At 33.6% G+C, this 18808-nt stretch carries 16 protein-coding genes; all 16 read right to left on the reverse strand.

All coding sequences use genetic code 11. The features are described from left to right. Positions 1 to 68 precede the first annotated feature (68 nt). Positions 69 to 2174: a translation initiation factor IF-2 gene (gene infB / locus ACJTHF_RS07810; protein ID WP_407812607.1), complete on the reverse strand. Its 2106-nt coding sequence runs from the start codon at positions 2172 to 2174 to the stop codon at positions 69 to 71. Between the two features lie 4 nt (positions 2175 to 2178). After that, positions 2179 to 2505, reverse strand: coding sequence for a ribosomal L7Ae/L30e/S12e/Gadd45 family protein (locus ACJTHF_RS07815; protein WP_025905336.1), 327 nt, complete (start codon positions 2503 to 2505; stop codon positions 2179 to 2181). Next, positions 2502 to 2786: an RNase P modulator RnpM gene (gene rnpM, locus ACJTHF_RS07820; RefSeq protein ID WP_048542581.1), complete on the reverse strand. Its 285-nt coding sequence runs from the start codon at positions 2784 to 2786 to the stop codon at positions 2502 to 2504. The genes ACJTHF_RS07815 and rnpM overlap by 4 nt, the downstream gene beginning before the upstream one ends. 17 nt (positions 2787 to 2803) lie before the next feature. Further along, entirely contained in the window at positions 2804 to 3871 is a 1068-nt protein-coding gene (gene nusA / locus ACJTHF_RS07825; protein WP_037587793.1) for a transcription termination factor NusA, read from the reverse strand. A gap of 18 nt (positions 3872 to 3889) precedes the next feature. Then, positions 3890 to 4357, reverse strand: coding sequence for a ribosome maturation factor RimP (gene rimP, locus ACJTHF_RS07830; protein WP_037587791.1), 468 nt, complete (start codon positions 4355 to 4357; stop codon positions 3890 to 3892). A 121-nt stretch (positions 4358 to 4478) separates the two neighbouring features. After that, the gene (locus tag ACJTHF_RS07835) at positions 4479 to 8792 is read right to left on the reverse strand and encodes a PolC-type DNA polymerase III (protein ID WP_182679437.1); all 4314 of its coding nucleotides are present in this window, start codon (positions 8790 to 8792) and stop codon (positions 4479 to 4481) included. Positions 8793 to 8895: 103 nt separating this feature from the next. Then, positions 8896 to 10599 carry a proline--tRNA ligase gene (locus ACJTHF_RS07840; protein WP_407812608.1) on the reverse strand — a complete coding sequence of 568 codons (1704 nt, stop codon included), beginning with the start codon at positions 10597 to 10599 and terminating at the stop codon, positions 8896 to 8898. A 17-nt stretch (positions 10600 to 10616) separates the two neighbouring features. Further along, the gene (gene rseP, locus ACJTHF_RS07845) at positions 10617 to 11903 is read right to left on the reverse strand and encodes an RIP metalloprotease RseP (protein ID WP_048542575.1); all 1287 of its coding nucleotides are present in this window, start codon (positions 11901 to 11903) and stop codon (positions 10617 to 10619) included. A 2-nt stretch (positions 11904 to 11905) separates the two neighbouring features. Beyond that, positions 11906 to 13036: a 1-deoxy-D-xylulose-5-phosphate reductoisomerase gene (locus tag ACJTHF_RS07850; RefSeq protein ID WP_407812609.1), complete on the reverse strand. Its 1131-nt coding sequence runs from the start codon at positions 13034 to 13036 to the stop codon at positions 11906 to 11908. Positions 13037 to 13051: 15 nt separating this feature from the next. Further along, positions 13052 to 13834, reverse strand: coding sequence for a phosphatidate cytidylyltransferase (locus ACJTHF_RS07855; protein WP_048542570.1), 783 nt, complete (start codon positions 13832 to 13834; stop codon positions 13052 to 13054). Positions 13835 to 13845: 11 nt separating this feature from the next. Further along, positions 13846 to 14598, reverse strand: coding sequence for an isoprenyl transferase (locus tag ACJTHF_RS07860; RefSeq protein WP_058591382.1), 753 nt, complete (start codon positions 14596 to 14598; stop codon positions 13846 to 13848). Between the two features lie 140 nt (positions 14599 to 14738). Then, complete coding sequence (gene frr, locus ACJTHF_RS07865) at positions 14739 to 15293, reverse strand: ribosome recycling factor (protein ID WP_025905326.1); 555 nt, start codon at positions 15291 to 15293, stop codon at positions 14739 to 14741. Positions 15294 to 15310: 17 nt separating this feature from the next. Then, positions 15311 to 16033 carry a UMP kinase gene (gene pyrH, locus ACJTHF_RS07870; RefSeq protein WP_025905325.1) on the reverse strand — a complete coding sequence of 241 codons (723 nt, stop codon included), beginning with the start codon at positions 16031 to 16033 and terminating at the stop codon, positions 15311 to 15313. Positions 16034 to 16117: 84 nt separating this feature from the next. Continuing rightward, on the reverse strand, positions 16118 to 17005 hold the full coding sequence (gene tsf, locus ACJTHF_RS07875; protein ID WP_171992080.1) for a translation elongation factor Ts: 888 nt from the start codon (positions 17003 to 17005) through the stop codon (positions 16118 to 16120). A 93-nt stretch (positions 17006 to 17098) separates the two neighbouring features. Then, a complete protein-coding gene (rpsB, locus tag ACJTHF_RS07880; protein ID WP_048542565.1) occupies positions 17099 to 17875 on the reverse strand; it encodes a 30S ribosomal protein S2 in 777 nt (258 codons plus the stop codon). Between the two features lie 157 nt (positions 17876 to 18032). Further along, entirely contained in the window at positions 18033 to 18806 is a 774-nt protein-coding gene (gene codY / locus ACJTHF_RS07885) for a GTP-sensing pleiotropic transcriptional regulator CodY (RefSeq protein ID WP_025905322.1), read from the reverse strand. Positions 18807 to 18808 lie beyond the last annotated feature (2 nt).

Here is an 18808-nt window from a genome sequence, read left to right on the forward strand (position 1 = left end):
TATCATGAAAAAGACTGAGACAATAAATAATGTCTCAGTCTCAAAAGATTTATATTAAAATATTCACTTTATTTTCTTTCAATTTCAACCATTTTGAAAGCTTCGAAGATGTCGCCTTCTTTAATATCATTGAATTTTTCAATTGTGATACCACATTCATATCCAGCTGCTACTTCTTTAGCATCATCTTTGAAACGTTTAAGTGTATCTAATTCACCTTCAAAGATCACAATGCCGTCACGAATAATACGTACACTTGCATCTCTAGTAATCTTACCGTCTGTTACGTAACTACCAGCGATTGTACCGACTTTAGATACTTTAAATGTTTGACGTACTTCAGCTTGACCAATAACTTGTTCTTCATATTCAGGGTCTAATAGACCTTTCATAGCTGATTCGATTTCTTCGATTACTTTATAAATAATACGATGCAATCTCATATCAACATTTTCTTCTTCTGCAGCACGTTTAGCACCTGCATCTGGTCTTACGTTAAATCCGATAATAATACCGTTTGATGCTGCTGCTAATGTAACGTCTGATGCATTAATCGCACCAACTGCTGTATGAATAATACGTACATTAACACCTTCAACGTCTATTTTCATTAATGATGCTGCTAAAGCTTCTACAGAACCTTGAACATCACCTTTAATGATGATATTTAAATCTTTCATTTCACCTTGTTTCATTTGTTCAAACAAGTTATCTAATGAAACGCTCTTACTATCTTGACGTTGTTTTAAGATATTTTCTTGTTGACGTTTTTCACCGATTTGACGAGCTTGTTTTTCATTTTTGAATACAACAAATCGATCACCAGCTTGTGGTACATCATGTAAACCAGTAATTTCAACTGGTGTTGATGGTCCAGCTGTTTTAATTCTTTTACCTAAGTCGTTAACCATCGCACGTACTCTACCGTATGTGTTACCCACTACTAATGAGTCACCTACTTCTAAAGTACCGTTTTGTACTAATAGAGAAGCTGCAGGTCCACGTGATTTATCAAGCTCAGCTTCGATTACAGTACCTACTGCAGCACGGTCAGGGTTAGCTTTTAGTTCTTCTACTTCAGAAACTAAACCAATCATTTCTAATAAATCATCGATTCCGTCACCTTGAATTGCTGAAAGTTGAACGAAGATTGTATCTCCACCCCAGTCTTCAGGATAAAGACCATATTCACCTAATTCTTGCATAACGCGATCAGGATTTGCTGTTGGTTTATCAACTTTGTTTACCGCAACAATAATTGGTACTTCTGCTGCTTTAGCATGGTTGATTGCTTCAATTGTTTGAGGCATTACACCATCATCAGCTGCAACAACTAAAATTGTGATATCTGTTACTTGAGCACCACGCGCTCTCATTGTTGTGAAAGCAGCATGTCCTGGTGTATCAAGGAATGTAATTTTCTTGTCGTTGTTAACAATTTGGTATGCACCAATATGTTGTGTAATACCGCCTGCTTCACCAGCTGTAACACGTGTATTACGGATTGAATCTAGAAGTGTCGTTTTACCATGGTCAACGTGTCCCATGATTGTAACAACTGCAGGTCTTTCGATTAAGTCTGCATCATTTTCATCAACTTCAAAGTAATTTTCTAAGTCAGTTGCATCTACATGTACTTCTAACTCAGCTTCAATATCATAATCTGCACAAATTAATTCAACAGTTTCAGTATCTAATGCTTGGTTAATATTAGCTACAACACCAAGTAAGAATAACTTCTTAATAATTTCAGAAGCATCTTTGTTGATTTTATCAGCTAATTCACCAACTGTAATACCTTCTTCATACGTAATTAAAGATGGTGTTTCTTTAACTTCCGGTTTAGGTTGCTGTTGTTGATTATGTTGTTTTTTGTTATTTTGCTTTTTATTCTTTTGATTTTTTTGATTCTTTTGTTGATGATTAGGTTTATTGTTTTGTTTGTTATTCTGTTTGTTGCTATTTGATTTATTTGTATTTGCGTGAGTAGTTGTTTGGTCTTTTTTAGCAGAATCCTGCTTTTTAAATGCTTTATCTAAAATTTTAATGTCATTCTCCTCTAATGCTTGCATGTGATTTGATACTTCTATGTTATTCTTTTTTAATTCGTCTATGATTGCTTTACTCTTTACATCGATTTCTTTTGCATACTCATATATTCTCTTTTTACTCATATACTCACTCCTCATGAAAATCATGAATCATCGTTTTTAGCTTTTTGCTAAATCCAATGTCAGTTATGCCCAACACCACTCTGCTTTCTTTTCCAATTGCGTAGCCTAATTCATAGCGTGTAGCAAAAGTTAAAAGTGTTACATGATAAGTTGCACATTTATTTTTTATTGTTTTTGTAACATTTGCTGCAGCATCTTCAGAAAGAATGACAAGTTTTACATTGCCTTTTCTTAACTCACTTATGACAATTTCTTCGCCAGTCTTAATCTTTCTAGCTCTTGTTGCCAGACCAAGAAGATTTAAAATTTGATCTTTCTTTTCTATACTCATTTAGGTATACGCTCACGGTAAATTAAACGAATAATTTCTTTATAGACAGGTTCAAGCGTTTCTTTATTACTGTCAAAATAACGTTCTAACTTTCCTTGTTTCTGTGCAATTTCGATAACTTCTAAATCTTTAGAAACATACGCACCGCGACCTGGCGCTTTACCTGTCGCATCTGCTGTTATTTCGCCTTCTTTATTTTTAACGACACGAATCATATCATTTTTAGGTTTCATTTCATTTGAAAGTATACATTTACGCATTGGTATCTTTTTCTTTTTCATGATAAAAGCACCTCACTTTATGATTCTTCAGTTGAAATAATGCCTGCTTCTCTTGCATCAGTTTCTGATTTAATATCAATCTTCCAACCTGTTAATTTTGCAGCAAGTCGTGCATTTTGTCCACGTTTACCGATTGCTAATGATAATTGGTAATCTGGTACGACAACAGTAGTCGATTGATTTTCTTCATCTACGATAACTTCTACAACTTGTGAAGGACTTAAAGCATTTCTTACGAATACTTTTGGATCTTCGTCCCACTCAACGATGTCGATTTTTTCGCCACCTAATTCATTAACAACTGCTTCAACACGAACGCCTTTAGCACCAACACATGCACCTACAGCATCGATATCGCCATTTTCTGAAGTCACACTAATTTTAGAACGGTCACCAGCTTCACGTGCTACAGATTTAACAATTACAGTACCATCATAAATTTCAGGAACTTCTTGCTCGAATAAACGCTTTAATAAACCAGGATGTGTACGTGATACAAAGATTTGAGGACCTTTAGTCGTTTGTTCAACTTTATTCACATATACTTTAATGCGTTCATTTGGTAAATATTGTTCATTTGGACTTCTCTCAGCTTCAGAAAGTACAGCTTCAGTACGACCTAAATTAACATATACATAACGATGATCGACTCTATCAATAACACCTGTTACAATGTCATCTTCTTTATCAATAAACTCATCATAAAGAATGCCTCTTTCAGCATCTCTTAAACGTTGCATAACTGCTTGTTTAGCTGCTTGAGCACCAACACGACCGAAATCTTTAGGTGTAACGTCTTCTTCAAAGACATCTCCAATTTCATACGCTGGATTTGTAACTAATGCTGTATCTAATGCTACTTGATCTCTATAATCTTCAACATCTTCAACAACGTCTTTTCTTGAAATAACTCTATAAGTACCTTCATCAAGATTCAATTCGATTCTAACATTTTTGGCACTGTCATAGTTCTTTTTGTAAGCTGTGATTAAAGCCGCTTCTATTGCATCAATAAGTACCTCACGAGGTATTCTTTTTTCCTTTTCAAGGTATTCAATTGCAAGTAATAATTCATTACCTTTCACAATGTATCCTCCTTTATATTATAACATTACTGATCGACGTGCTTTAGCGATTTTCTTGCGTGGCAACGTGACATTCTTAGTTCTTGTTTTAATTTTCACTTCTAGCGTTATAGATGTTTCAGTAACTTCTTTTAAAACGCCTAACCATTCTTTATCTCCTTCAACAGGTTCGTATAACGAGATAAATACAGGTTGTTCAATTGCATTTTGATAGTCTTTTTCTTTTTTCAATGGGCGTTCTGCACCAGGTGAAGATACATCCATGAAATAAGGTTCTTTAATAGGATCTTCTTTGTCCATAACTTCACTAATCTTTTCAGAGGCAATTGTGCAGTCGTTCAAATCAACGCCACCGTCTTTATCAATTGCAATACGTAGATAATAGTCTGATCCCTCTTTGACATATTCGACATCTACAAGTTCATAATTTAAATCTTCAAGTATTGGTTGAATAATTTCCTCAACGTGTGCTGCAACTTTACTCATAATGACCTCCCTCTTAATACAAACAGAAAAGAGCGGGAAAGGTCCCACTCTTTAAACGTCAGAGTATTATTTTAAGCAATAACAGTATATCACATAATGGCGCTATGCTCAAGAACATGCGTTATAAATCAAATATTGACAGCTGAGCTTTATCAGGCATATTTGGTAATGATCCAAGTTCATCGAGATATTCGATGATTTTTTGTGATACACCTGCTTTTTTATTAAGATCTTCTTTAGCTAAGAATGGACCTTCTTCTCTTGCTTCAACGATACGTTTCGCAACGTTTTCACCTAGTCCAGGTACTGCGATAAACGGTGGAATAAGTGAATCACCTTCAATTTTGAATTCAAACGAATCACTTTTTTCTAGGCTTACTGGCTGGATTTTGTAACCTCTATGTGCCATTTCATTTGTAATTTCTAAAACTGTTAATACATCTTTCTCTTTTTTAGCTAATTCATGGAATCGGCTATAATATTCTTTCACCGTTGCTTTAATAGACTCTTTATCTTTCGTCATCGTTTTTAAATCAAAGTCTGTCGCACGTACTGTAAAGTAACTTGCATAATAGAACAACGGATGATGAACTTTAAAGTATGCAATTCTTAATGCCATTAGAACGTATGCAGCAGCATGGGCTTTAGGGAACATGTATTTAATTTTTTTACATGAATCTAAATACCAATCTGGCACATTATTTTCTTTCATAGCTTCTTCGAATTCATCTGTTAAACCTTTACCTTTACGAACTGCTTCCATAATTTTAAAGGCAAGTGATGGTTCTAAACCGTTATACATTAAGTAAACCATAATATCATCACGACAACCGATAACACTTGATAAATCACATGTACCTGTTTTGATTAACTCTTGTGCGTTTCCTAACCAAACGTCTGTACCGTGTGATAACCCAGAAATTTGAACAAGCTCAGAGAAAGAAGTTGGTTTCGTATCTTCAAGCATTTGTCTAACGAAACCTGTACCGAATTCAGGTACGCCAAATGTTCCAGTCTTACAAAGAATATCTTCTTCCGTAACACCTAATGATTCAGGTGTACTAAAGATTTTCATTGTTTCTTTATCATCTACTGGAATTGTCTTAGGATCAATGCCTGATAAATCTTGTAACATTCTAATCATCGTTGGATCATCGTGTCCTAATATATCCAGTTTCAAAATATTATCATGGATAGAATGGAAGTCGAAATGCGTTGTTTTCCATGGTGATTTTTGATCATCGGCAGGGTATTGGATTGGTGTAAAATCATAAATATCCATATAATCTGGTACAACAATGATACCCCCTGGATGTTGCCCAGTCGTTCTTTTAACACCGGTACAACCTTTAACAAGTCTATCAACTTCAGCTGCTCTTTTATGAATGCCTTGATCATTTAAATATCCTTTAACATAACCGAAAGCTGTTTTTTCAGCTACAGTACCTATTGTACCTGCTCTGAACACTTTATCTTCACCAAACAGTACTTTCGTATAATTATGGGCAACTGGTTGATATTCACCACTAAAGTTCAAGTCAATATCCGGTACTTTATCTCCTTTGAAACCTAAGAATGTTTCAAACGGTATATCTTGTCCTTCTTTAATCATATCAACATGACATTTTTCACATTGTTTATCTGGTAAGTCGAAACCTGATCCGACTGAACCATCGTCAAAGAAATGACTTTCTTTACAAGATGGGCAAATATAATGTGGCGGCAATGGATTTACTTCAGTTATTTCAGTCATTGTCGCAACAAAACTAGATCCGACTGAACCACGTGAACCAACTAAATAACCATCATTCAAGGATTTCTTAACTAACCTTTGCGAGATTAAATAAATAACCGCAAAACCATTTCCGATAATACTTTCCAATTCTTTTTCAAGTCTATCAATTACAATTTGTGGTAAGTCTTCACCATATAATTTTCTAGCATTCTCATAACTCATTTCACGAATTTCTTCATTCGCACCTTCCATATTAGGTGTATATAATTCATCCCTAATAGGTATCACTGTTTCGAGTCTATCTGCTAGTTCGTTAGTATTTTTAACAACAATTTCATATGCTTTTTCTTCACCTAGGAAGTGGAATTCGTCTAACATTTCATCTGTTGTTCTAAAATGTGCTTCAGGTAATGTTTGTCTATTCAATGGATTACCTGGTTGTGCGGCAATTAATATTTTTCGTGCAACAGCATCATACTCATATAAATAATGGGCATTTCCTGTAGCGATAACTGGAATATCAAGTTTCTCACCAACACTTAATATACGACTATATATTTCTTCCATCGTTTCATTATCTTTAATCAATTCTCTATCAATTAAATCTTGATATAACCCTTTTGGTTGAACCTCTATATAGTCATAATATTTCGCAACTTTTTCAACTTCATCTTGGTCTTTTTGCATAACCGTTGTAAATACTTCACCTTCATCACATGCACTGCCTACTAAAATACCTTCTCTATATTTGTTTAATAACGAGCGTGGTATACGTGGTGTACGGTAAAAGTAATCAACTAATGAGGCACTTACAATTTTGAATAAATTTTTCAGTCCGACTTGGTTTTGTACGATTAACGTTACATGAGAAGGTCTTGCACGTTTATATGCTTCGTCATTTGATAGTTTCTCGTTTATTTGATTATGATTATGAACATTGAGTTCTTCTAACTGTTTCAACATCTTAATAAAGATATGTGCTGTTGTTTCCGCATCATAAATCGCTCTATGGTGTTGCGTAAGTTCTACACCATATTTTTTAGCTAAGAAATTCAAACCATGTTTTCCATATTCAGTATTAACTGTACGTGATAATTCAAGTGTATCGATGACACCATTTGTCGTAGCACCAAGTCCGATACGTTCAAATCCCGTATCTATAAAGCCCATATCAAATGATGCGTTATGCGCAATATATATTGCGTCTCCAACCCATTCATGGAAATCTTTTAGAACTGTTTCAATATCAGGTTGTCCACGTAACATTTCATCTGTAATACCTGTTAAATTTTTGATTGTTTCTGATAGACGCTCTCCTGGGTCCGAAAAACGTTCAAAGGTGTCTATTACTTCGCCATCTTTAACCTTAACAGCCGCTAATTCTATAATTTGATCATATTGACTTGAAAGTCCTGTTGTTTCGACGTCAAATACAATATACGTTGCTGTCTTAAGCGGAATATCTTGTGACTTGTACGCAATCGGCACACCATCATCTACAAGCATACCTTCCATACCATAAATCATTTTAATACCATTTTTCATGGCAGCTGCATGCGCATCTGGATATCCTTGAACACCATTATGGTCAGTTATCGCGATTGCTTTATGTCCCCATTTAGCAGCTTGTTCAACATACTTACCGATATGTGTAATGCCATCCATTTGACTCATAGATGTATGTAAGTGAAATTCAACTCTTTTTTCATCTGCTTTATCAAGTTTAGGAGACTTCTTAATTTCATGGATATCCGTCATCATCATCACTAAATCACGTATAAATTGATCTTGTTCAATTCTACCTTGTGCTCTTACCCATGTACCTACTTTTAAAGCTTTAAAATGTTCAAGGTCATCTTTACCTTTTCTCGTAAACATCTTAAGTATAAGTGAATCGGTATAGTCCGTAATTTTTAATGTGACAATATGTCTACCACTTTTCAGTTCTTTCATTTCGATATCAAAAATAACACCTTCAAGTGCTACTTTGAATTCTTCTTCGATAATATCTTCTATTTTGCGAATAGAATCTACAGGAATGTCTTTACCAATTTGACATCGTGATACAGCATTTTCGCTATCGCTAGATTCTGCTTTTTCTTTCTTCATACGTTCCATTTTTTCTGATGCAATTCGTGCTGCTTCTTCATCTTCTTGTTGGATGTGCGCTTCAAATGATTCAAGTTCTCTTCTCATTTGTTCTTCATTATCCATCGTTTCGAATATAACACGACTTATTTGAAAACCACACTTTTGGAGCGCTTTTACTAATGAACCATTGACACGCTTATCGAAATAGTCACGTTCAATATCATTGTTCACTTGAACTTTCACGATATCATCAGCAAATATAATAGGCTTTTGTTTAAGTTGATGTTTTACTTTATCACTTAATTCAGTACCCTCAATACAATGCGGAATATATTTCAGTATATGTTCATCTATTTGTTCTTTAGTTGTCACTTCAATCGTCCAATCAACTTGTGCAATACTACTAAAAGTATTTTTCAGTTGATTTGTAAAAACAAGATACATTTCACTTGATAAATAATATGGCAGCTTAATGTAGAAATGCCACAATCTTTTTGATTGAGACACATCAATTCTTGTAAGTTCACCTTGTTCTACGACATCTTTATCAAGTTCATCTGTCATGTTCATTTGCGTGAGAAGCGTTTGGAATTTCTCTTTCCCTGTCATTGACACTTATACGACCACCTTCATCAAAATGAAAAAGAGGCTAATCATTAAATAGCCTCTTTAAATATCTTATATTATATCAGATTTAGTTGTTTTTATCAGTCTATTTTACTGCATCATAAAAAGTAGCAAGTACTTCATTTAATTCATCAATATGGACTTCTTTACTTTCTGAATTATCACGACGTTTTACTTCTACGATACCTTCTGAAGCTTTTTTACCAACCATTACGCGTACTGGTAAACCTATTAAATCTGCATCATTAAATTTAACACCAGCACTTTCTTTACGGTCATCATACAAGACATCATATTTATTTTGCAATTGTCCATAAAGTTGATCTGCTAATGCTTGTTGTTCTTCTTTTTTAGGATTAATCGCAATTAAATGTACTTCATAAGGTGCAATAGCTTTTGGCCAAATAATCCCTTTATCATCATGATGTTGTTCGATTGCTGCTGATAATGTTCTAGAGATACCAATACCGTAACAACCCATTATAAGTGGTTGCGCTTTACCTTGTTCATCTAAGAATGTTGCATTCATGCTTTCAGAGTATTTCGTTCCAAGTTTGAAGACTTGACCAACTTCGATACCTTCAGCGAATTTCGCAGTACCTAAATCACCTGGTAATGCTTCTCCTTCAAGAATAAATCTAAAGTCTCCATATGCTTCAATCTCAAAGTCTCTATCTACGTTCGCATTAATAAAATGATAACCTGTTTCATTTGCACCAACAGCTAAATTATTTATATCTTGAACGAAATTGTCTGCATAAATTTTGATTTGGTCTACGTTAACTGGTCCTAGACTACCAGGTTTAGCACCTAAAATATTAACGATTTCAGACTCAGTTGCCATTTCGATATTATCTGTTTTGAAATATGATTTTAATTTAACATCATTTACTTCATGATGTCCTCTAATTAATATAATGACATATTCATCATCAACTTTAAGAATCATTGATTTAATAATCTTATCTAAAGTCACATTTAAAAAGTCTGCCAATGCTTGTGCTGTTGTAACATTAGGCGTTTCCACTTTTTCTATATCTTTTAATGGTATATGTTCATGATTAGGTGTGTATGCTACTTCAGCTTTTTCAATGTTTGCAGCATAGTCACTTGTTTCACTATAAACAATTGTATCTTCACCAATATCAGCTAAAGCCATAAACTCATGTGTGTGGTCTCCACCGATAGCACCAGAGTCTGCAAGTACTGGTCTAAAGTTTAAACCTACTCTTGTAAAGATATTATGATAAGCATGATACATATCTTGGTAAGTATCATCTAATGAATCTTCATTAGCATGGAAAGAATAAGCATCTTTCATAATAAATTCACGGCCACGTAATAATCCAAATCTTGGACGTTGTTCGTCTCTAAATTTAGTTTGAATTTGGAATAAAGTGATTGGTAAACGTTTATAAGATTTCAATTCATCTCTTACAAGAGAAGTCACAACTTCTTCATGTGTTGGTCCTAAACTAAATTCACGTTTATTACGATCGTGCAATCTCATTAACTCTGGACCGTATGCATCCCATCTACCTGATTCTTTCCAAAGTTCAGCTTGTTGTAACACTGGCATAAGTACTTCTACGCCATCTATTTTTTCCATTTCTTCACGTACAATTTGCTCAATTTTATTAAGTACTCGCTTTGCAGTTGGTAAATAACTATATATACCTCTTGCATTTTGTTTAATCATACCTGACTTTAATAAAAGTTTATGACTAATTGCTTCCGCTTCTGCAGGAACTTCTCTTAATGTTGGTATAAATATTTTCGACTGTTTCATAAGTTTCCTCCTATAAGCTACATGAAGTATCTTTGAATATCATTCCATGTAACCATAATCATTACAAATATTAAAAATACAGCACCAATTGAAAGCATAACCATTTCTGCTTTTTTATTAATCGGTCTTCTGAAAATCATTTCATAAATAACAAATAATAATCTTCCTCCATCTAAAGCTGGAATAGGTAGTAAATTCATAATACCTAAGTTAACACTTAATAACGCTGTGTATCCCATCAATGTAATAAATCCTTGCTTCACAATAGAATCTACATTGCTATATATACCAACAGGTCCATTTAACATATCAAAGGAGAATCCACCCGTGAATATGCTCGTAATCAAGCCAAGAACTGCTTGGAATATTAATTGACCTGCCACTATTGTTTTTTCAATACCCGCAATTAATGGACCAAACACAGTGTGTTCTGTCGGTTGTGCAACACCGATAATGTATCGTGTTTCATATTTACCTTTACTAACTTCTAGTTTATCTTTTTTAGCTGCTACTTTGAAAGTCTTTTCTTGACCATCACGATCAACTTTGATTTCTACAGGTTCAGTTTTCTTCTCTTTAAAAATAGGTTGTAAATCTGTAAACTTTTGAATTTTTTGTCCGTCTACTGATAGAATTTCGTCGCCTTTTTTAATACCTGCAGTTTGTGCAGGTGCACCATCTTCTAAATCTCCAAATACTGGTTCATTCGTTGGTACACCATTCCAATAAGCAAGCCCAATAAAAATAACAAAAGCAAGAATAAAATTAAATAACGGACCTGCAAATAAAGTTAGGAATCTTTGATATGGCTTTTTAGACATTAATTGTCTATCTTTAGGTGCAATTTGTATTAAATCTCCACCTTGAACAAAGTAAGCTTCTCTCGCTAATTTAAAATGATGTCTTTCTTCATCGCTTGCTGTAATACCTTCTATGAAAATATCATTTTCGAAATCACTATCTTTAATTTCAATATGTTCAATTTGTTGGAATTTATGTTGATCGTCCATAATAACATGTGTTATTTCGTTTTGATCGTTTAATTTAATTGCGATATGCATACCTGGTGTTAATGGATTTTGTTCTAATCCATCTCCAGCCATTCTGACATAGCCACCTACTGGAAGTAGTCTAATTGTATAAAGTGTTTCATTTTTCTTATATGAATAAATTTTAGGTCCCATACCTATGGCAAACTCTGGGCACATGATACCTGCACGTTTCGCAAAGAACATATGTCCATATTCATGTACTGTCACTAATAGTCCAAATACAAAAATAAATGCTAATATTGTATAAATCACGCCTACACCCCGTAATCCTTAGATTTATATGTAGCATCAATTTTTAGAATCGTTTCTAAATCTGGATGCTCAATAACTTCATGGTTTTGCATTGCTTCCCCAATCATGTCTTCAATTTCCAAAAATGTTATTTCATTATTCAAGAACTTATTTACAGCTACTTCATTTACAGCATTCAAAACAACGGGCATTGTACCACCTATTTTAATTGCTTCATAAGCATACTGTATACATTTAAAGCGCTCGAAATCCATTTCTTTAAAATTTAACTGTCCAATTTCAGCTAAATTTAATTTCTCTGCATCTCTTGTATATCTTTCTGGATATGTAAATGCATATTGAATGGGTGTTCTCATATCTGGTGTACCCAATTGTCCAATCACACTTGTATCCTTAAATTCAACCATAGAATGAATAATACTCTCTTTATGTAAGACAGTTTCAATTTGGTCAATATCTAAATCAAATAACCATTTTGCTTCAATGACTTCTAAACCTTTATTCATCATTGTTGCAGAATCTATCGTAATCTTTTGCCCCATAGACCAGTTAGGATGGTTGAGCGCTTCATCACGTGTTACAGACTTTAATTCTGCTCGTGTTAAATCACGAAATGATCCACCACTCGCAGTTATGATTAATTTATTAACCTGCTCTTTCTTCTCACCATTTAAACATTGAAATATTGCTGAGTGTTCAGAATCGACAGGTAGAATGTTAACATTATGTTCTCTAGCTTTTGACATCACAAGTTCACCAGCTGCAACTAATGTTTCTTTATTCGCTAGACCGATATCTATACCAGCTTCTATAGCTGCAATAGTAGGTCGTAAACCTATACTACCGACGATTGAATTTAATAATATATCAGTATTTTGACAAGTTGCAACTGCTAATAAACCTGCGTCCCCATGTACAATTTCAATATTTAAATGTTTAAGTTTATCTATATCTTCTACATTTTGAACAGATACGAGTTCTGGATGAAATTCTTCAATTATATTCTGTGCATAAGCAATGTTTTTACCAACTGAAAATGCAACTAAATTAAATTGTGATGCATGTTCTCTTATAACATCTAATGCTTGCTGTCCAACAGAACCACTAGCTCCTAAAATAGCTATATTTTTCAAAGACTTCACCCCAATTTACAATTGAAATAGGAATAGATTTAACAATGGTAATACAAAGATAAAGCTATCAAATCTATCTAATATACCACCATGTCCTGGCATAATATTCCCTGAATCTTTCACACCGAAATGTCTTTTAAGCCCTGATTCTACTAAGTCACCTAATTGTCCAAACATACTTAATAACATCGTTAATGGAATTAATAACCATAATGATACATCCATATCAAAATATTGTCCAAAAATAACTGCAACGATTAAACTTGAGAAAATTCCTCCAATAAATCCTTCAATCGTTTTGTTCGGACTAATTAATGGCCAAAGTTTATGTTTACCGAATAATCTACCAAATATATATGCACCCGTATCAGTTAACCACACTAATAATAATGCGAATAAGATAAATTGTAAGCCATGTTCTCTTGTCTCATAGAAATACATAAAGCCAATTCCGATATATGTAACAGACATGACACAGAAAGAGGCATCCATAAAGTTAAATCTATTTTTAGACATTACAGTATAACTCAACATTAAGAAACTCATAACGATTAGCAGTCTAAGTTGAACACTAATATCGTTATTAATGAGTTCTTGAGGCAATAATATTATACATAGTGAAACAACGGACAAAAAACCTGGTATAGAAATAATTGATAAATTATTCATATTTAAAATTTCTTTTAAAGCAATAATCGCTAATAAATACGCTAATGCTATTACGGGTAATCCACCATATATAACGACTGGAAGAAAAACAGCCATAGCAACAATTGCCGATATTGTTCTCGTCTTCATTTTTATCTCCTTTACAGCCCACCAAATCTTCGTTGTCTCGACTGATATATTTTTAAACAGTCTATCAGTGATTGTTCATCAAAATCTGGCCATAATGTCTTAGTAAATATAAACTCACTATAAGATGATTGCCATATTAAAAAATTACTTAATCTTTCTTCACCTGATGTACGAATGAGCAACTCTGGATCTGGAATATCTGAAGTGAATAAATATTTCTTTATATTATCTTCACATAAATCATCAATTGTTAAATTGCCTTCTTCAACTTCATGGTAAAGTTCTTTTACAGCATTTAGAATTTCTGCTCTACCGCCATAGTTCAACGCAAATACAAGATTGAGTCCTGTATTATGTTTCGTTTTTTCGATAGCTTCTTCAATTGCATTTTTAGTATGCTTAGGCAAAGCTTCAGTAAAACCAATTGTTGTAACTTTAACGTTTTTTTCGATCAATTCTGGTAGAAAAGTCTTTAAAAAATCAACCGGTAATTTCATTAAATATTTCACTTCATCTTCTGGTCTCGACCAATTTTCCGTAGAAAAAGCATATAAAGTCAAATATTTCACACCTAAATCATTTGCTTTACGTGTTATTTTTTTTACCGTTTGCATACCTTCATAATGTCCTTTTATGCGAGGCATTTTTCTATTTTTAGCCCATCTACCATTTCCGTCCATAATAATTGCTACATGTTCAGGTATCGATAATTCATTGTCTTGATTATTTATTTGTTGTTTTTGCTTTATAAACTTTTTTATCATAGCGTCCTCCATCAAACAAACGCGAATTTATATGTAAAATTAATTAAACATATCGTAATACATTTTATCACAAAAAGAGTGATTCTGTTATATATAAAGAAAAAACCGTACCAAAGTCTGATTTGGTACAGCTCTTATCTTTAAACTTCCAAAATGTCATTTTCTTTTTGAGTCGTTAAATCATCTATTTGTTTGATGAAATCATTTGTAATGTTTTGAACTTCTTCAGTTTGATTTCTTAAATCATCTTCTGTAATTTCGCCATTTTTTTCTTGTTTCTTCAAATCTTCATTTGAATCACGACGAACATTACGAATTGCAACTTTAGCATTTTCAGCTTCTTTTTTAGCTTCTTTTACTAATTCTTTTCTGCGTTCTTCAGTTAATGCTGGTACTGAAATTCTAATAACTGTACCATCACTTGTTGGATTAACACCTAAATTAGCTGCATTTATTGCTTTAAGTACATCTTCAACTGATGATTTGTCATATGGTTGAACAACTAACAAACGCGCTTCAGGTACTGAGATACCTGCTAATTGTTGAATAGGTGTTGGAACACCGTAGTACTCAACATTTACTCTTTCTAAAAGATTTGCATTTGCATGTCCAGTTCTGATTCCAGCTAAATCTCTATTGAAACTTTCAATAGTTTTGTTCATTTTTGACTTCGTTTCTTGAATAACATCTGCCATGGAATTACACCTCAAGTTTATTTTGTAATAATCGTACCGATTTCTTCACCTTGAACAGCACGTTTAATATTTCCTTCTTCCATAATTGAGAATACAACAAGTGGGATATCATTGTCCATACAGAATGATGAAGCAGTTGAATCCATAACTTGTAATCCTTCTTGTAACATTTGAATATATGTTAATCTTTCGTATTTTTCTGCTTTAGGATCTACTTTAGGGTCAGCAGAATAAACACCATCAACATTGTTTTTACCCATTAAGATAACGTCAGCCTCAACTTCAGCTGCTCTTAAAGCTGCAGTCGTATCAGTAGAGAAGTAAGGATTCCCTATTCCCGCTGCAAATATAACGACTCTCTTTTTCTCTAAGTGACGAATCGCACGTCTTCTAATATATGGTTCAGCAACTTGTTTCATTTCGATTGAAGTTAATACACGAGTATCACAATCTAATTGTTCTAAACTATCTTGTAATGCTAAAGCATTCATTACAGTGGCTAACATGCCCATATAATCAGCAGTTCCACGATCCATACCTAAATCGCTTCCAGTTTTACCTCTCCAAATGTTTCCGCCACCAACGATTACAGCAACTTCACAATCCATTTGAGCAACTTCTGACACTTGTTGAGCGATACTTTTAATTACGACTGGGTTAATGCCAAAGCCTGAATCTCCTGCTAAAGCTTCACCACTTAGTTTTAATACGACGCGTTTATATTTAGAATTCTTAGTCATCTTGATCCCTCTCTATGCTTATAATTAGGTCTTTATATATAACGAAAGAAGACACAAAGCGTGTCTTCTTTCTAAAAAGCAATCTTAGTTGCCTTTCATTTGTCCTTTTACTTCATCAGCAAAGTTATCAGAACGTTTCTCGATACCTTCCCCAACTTCGTAACGAACGAAATCTACAAGCACGCCACCGTCTGTTTTTAAGAATTCAGCAACAGTTTGGTCTGGATTTTTAACGAATGCTTGGTCAACAGCACAGATTTCTTCTAAATATTTACGCATTCTACCTTCAACCATTTTTTCAACGATATTTTCAGGTTTACCTTCATTTAAAGCTTGTTGTTTTAAAATTTCTTTTTCGTGCGCTAATTCTTCATCAGATACTTGGTCACGAGAAACAAATTTAGGGTTTAATGCAGCGATGTGCATAGCAACGTCTTTAGCTGCTTCTTCATTAGTTGAACCTTCAACAACAGTTAATACACCAATACGTCCACCCATGTGTAAGTACTCACCGAATGAATCGTTATCAGTTTTTGTTTTTAATGTAAATCTACGTAAAGTTAATTTTTCACCAATAGTAGAGATAGCTTCGTTCATTTTTTCTTCAACAGTTTGACCGTTAGCTAATTTTGAAGCGTTTAATGCATCAACGTCAGCTGGTTTAACATCAAGAATATGATCAGCCATTTCTTTAACTAAGTTTTGGAAACCTTCGTTACGAGCAACGAAGTCAGTTTCTGAGTTTAATTCAAGAATTACTGCATCATTACCTTTAGATGCAACAAAAGTAGTACCTTCTGCAGCAATACGGTCTGCTTTCTTAGCAGCTTTAGCGATACCTTTTTCACGTAAGTAATCTACCGCTTTATCGATGTCACCATCAGTTTCTGTTAAAGCTTTTTTACAGTCCATCATACCTGCGCCAGTTTTTTCACGTAGTTCTTTAACAAGTTTAGCTGAAATAGCCATAATCTAATTCCTCCATTTATTTAAATAATATATTGTTTATCTTAAATCTTTCTAAAAAAAGGTGATAAGTTATAGAACCTTATCACCTTTTTGAAATTATGCTTCAGTAGTTTCAGTTGATTCTTCTTTAGGTGCTTGTTCTGTTTCGTTTAAGTCGATGTTTTGCTCTTCAGCAACATCTTCATTTGAAACGCCTTGTTGACCTTCTAAAATAGCATCAGCCATTTTACCAGTTAACAATTTAACAGCACGAATAGCATCATCGTTCGCAGGGATAACATAGTCGATTTCATCTGGATCACAGTTTGTATCAACAATACCAACGATTGGAATGTTTAATTTACGTGCTTCAGCAATCGCATTACGCTCTTTACGAGGGTCTACTACGAATAATGCTTGAGGCATTGATTTCATATCACGAATACCGCCTAAGAATTTGATTAAACGGTTATATTCTTTTTTAAGTTCTACAACTTCTTTTTTAGGTAATACATCAAACGTACCGTCTTCTTCCATTTTTTCAATTTCAGAAATACGTTTTACACGTTTAGAGATTGTTTTATAGTTAGTTAAGATACCACCTAACCATCTTTGGTTAATGTAGTAGTGTCCAGCACGTTCAGCTTCTTCTTTAACTGACTCTTGTGCTTGTTTTTTAGTACCTACGAATAATACTTTACCGCCTTCTTCAGAAACAGATTTAATAAAGTTGTAAGCTTCGTCAACTTTTTTAACTGTTTTTTGTAAATCGATAATGTAGATACCGTTTCTTTCTGTGAAAATGTATTTTTTCATTTTTGGGTTCCAACGGCGTGTTTGGTGACCGAAGTGAACACCTGCTTCAAGCAATTGTTTCATTGAGATAACTGCCATGATAATTCCTCCTAATTGGTTTTATTCCGCCATAAACACTTATTATAGAAACAACTTATTTAAGTTGCACCAATCCATAATTTCCGTGATTATGTGTGAATTTGGCTTTTATAGCCGTTTTCAAATATATCATATCTTATACTGTTCATCAAGTATTTTATTTAGATAAACCTAACTCATCTAAGAATTTTTCTTTTTTAATTCTAATAAATGTACCTTTCATTCCTAAAGAACGAGATTCAATTACGCCAGCACTTTCTAATTTTCTTAATGCATTGACGATTACAGATCTTGTGATACCTACTCTATCAGCAACTTTTGAAGCAACTAATAAACCTTCAGGTGCACCAAGTTCTTCAAAGATATGTTCAATTGCTTCTCTTTCTGAATATGAAAGTGAGTTAATTGCCATATTGATTGCAGCTTTGTCTCTTGCTTCTTGTTCAATTTCATTATGTTTTTCTCTTAATATTTCCATACCAATAACAGTAGCTGCATATTCACCAAGTACTAAGTCATTGTCATTGAAATCTTGAGATACACGTCCAACAACTAATGTACCTAAACGTTCACCACCACCAAGAATTGGGAAAATAGTTGTTTGACTATCTACGAATAACTCTTTGTTTTCTGGTGGGAATACTGTTAATACTTCTTCAATTCCGATATTTGATTTAGTTTGTTCTACATGCATTAATTGATCAGTATATTCTTTAGGAATATGTCTATCTTCTAACATTTTGATAATACGTTCATTGCTTAACAATTCATTTAAGCTTGAACCTAAAATTTTACCTCTTCTTGATACGATGAATACATTTGTCACCGTTACATCACTGATAGTCTTAGCCATATCTTTAAAATCTACAGCAATACCTTTATGCTTTTGTAATAACGTATTTAATTCTCTTGTCTTTGATAATAAACTCATTT

This window comes from Mammaliicoccus sp. RAM2 (assembly GCF_045897195.1).
GTDB classification, from domain to species: Bacteria; Bacillota; Bacilli; order Staphylococcales; family Staphylococcaceae; genus Mammaliicoccus; species Mammaliicoccus sciuri.

Excerpts from the sequence above, each read along its gene's own strand:
- infB (WP_407812607.1), bottom strand. The coding sequence starts at position 2,174 with ATGAGTAAAAAGAGAATATATGAGTATGCAAAAGAAATCGATGTAAAG.
- ACJTHF_RS07815 (WP_025905336.1), bottom strand. The coding sequence starts at position 2,505 with ATGAGTATAGAAAAGAAAGATCAAATTTTAAATCTTCTTGGTCTGGCA.
- rnpM (WP_048542581.1), bottom strand. The coding sequence starts at position 2,786 with ATGAAAAAGAAAAAGATACCAATGCGTAAATGTATACTTTCAAATGAA.
- rimP (WP_037587791.1), bottom strand. The coding sequence starts at position 4,357 with ATGAGTAAAGTTGCAGCACACGTTGAGGAAATTATTCAACCAATACTT.
- ACJTHF_RS07835 (WP_182679437.1), bottom strand. The coding sequence starts at position 8,792 with ATGACAGGGAAAGAGAAATTCCAAACGCTTCTCACGCAAATGAACATG.
- ACJTHF_RS07840 (WP_407812608.1), bottom strand. The coding sequence starts at position 10,599 with ATGAAACAGTCGAAAATATTTATACCAACATTAAGAGAAGTTCCTGCA.
- ACJTHF_RS07855 (WP_048542570.1), bottom strand. The coding sequence starts at position 13,834 with ATGAAGACGAGAACAATATCGGCAATTGTTGCTATGGCTGTTTTTCTT.
- ACJTHF_RS07860 (WP_058591382.1), bottom strand. The coding sequence starts at position 14,598 with ATGATAAAAAAGTTTATAAAGCAAAAACAACAAATAAATAATCAAGAC.
- frr (WP_025905326.1), bottom strand. The coding sequence starts at position 15,293 with ATGGCAGATGTTATTCAAGAAACGAAGTCAAAAATGAACAAAACTATT.
- pyrH (WP_025905325.1), bottom strand. The coding sequence starts at position 16,033 with ATGACTAAGAATTCTAAATATAAACGCGTCGTATTAAAACTAAGTGGT.
- rpsB (WP_048542565.1), bottom strand. The coding sequence starts at position 17,875 with ATGGCAGTTATCTCAATGAAACAATTGCTTGAAGCAGGTGTTCACTTC.
- codY (WP_025905322.1), bottom strand. The coding sequence starts at position 18,806 with ATGAGTTTATTATCAAAGACAAGAGAATTAAATACGTTATTACAAAAG.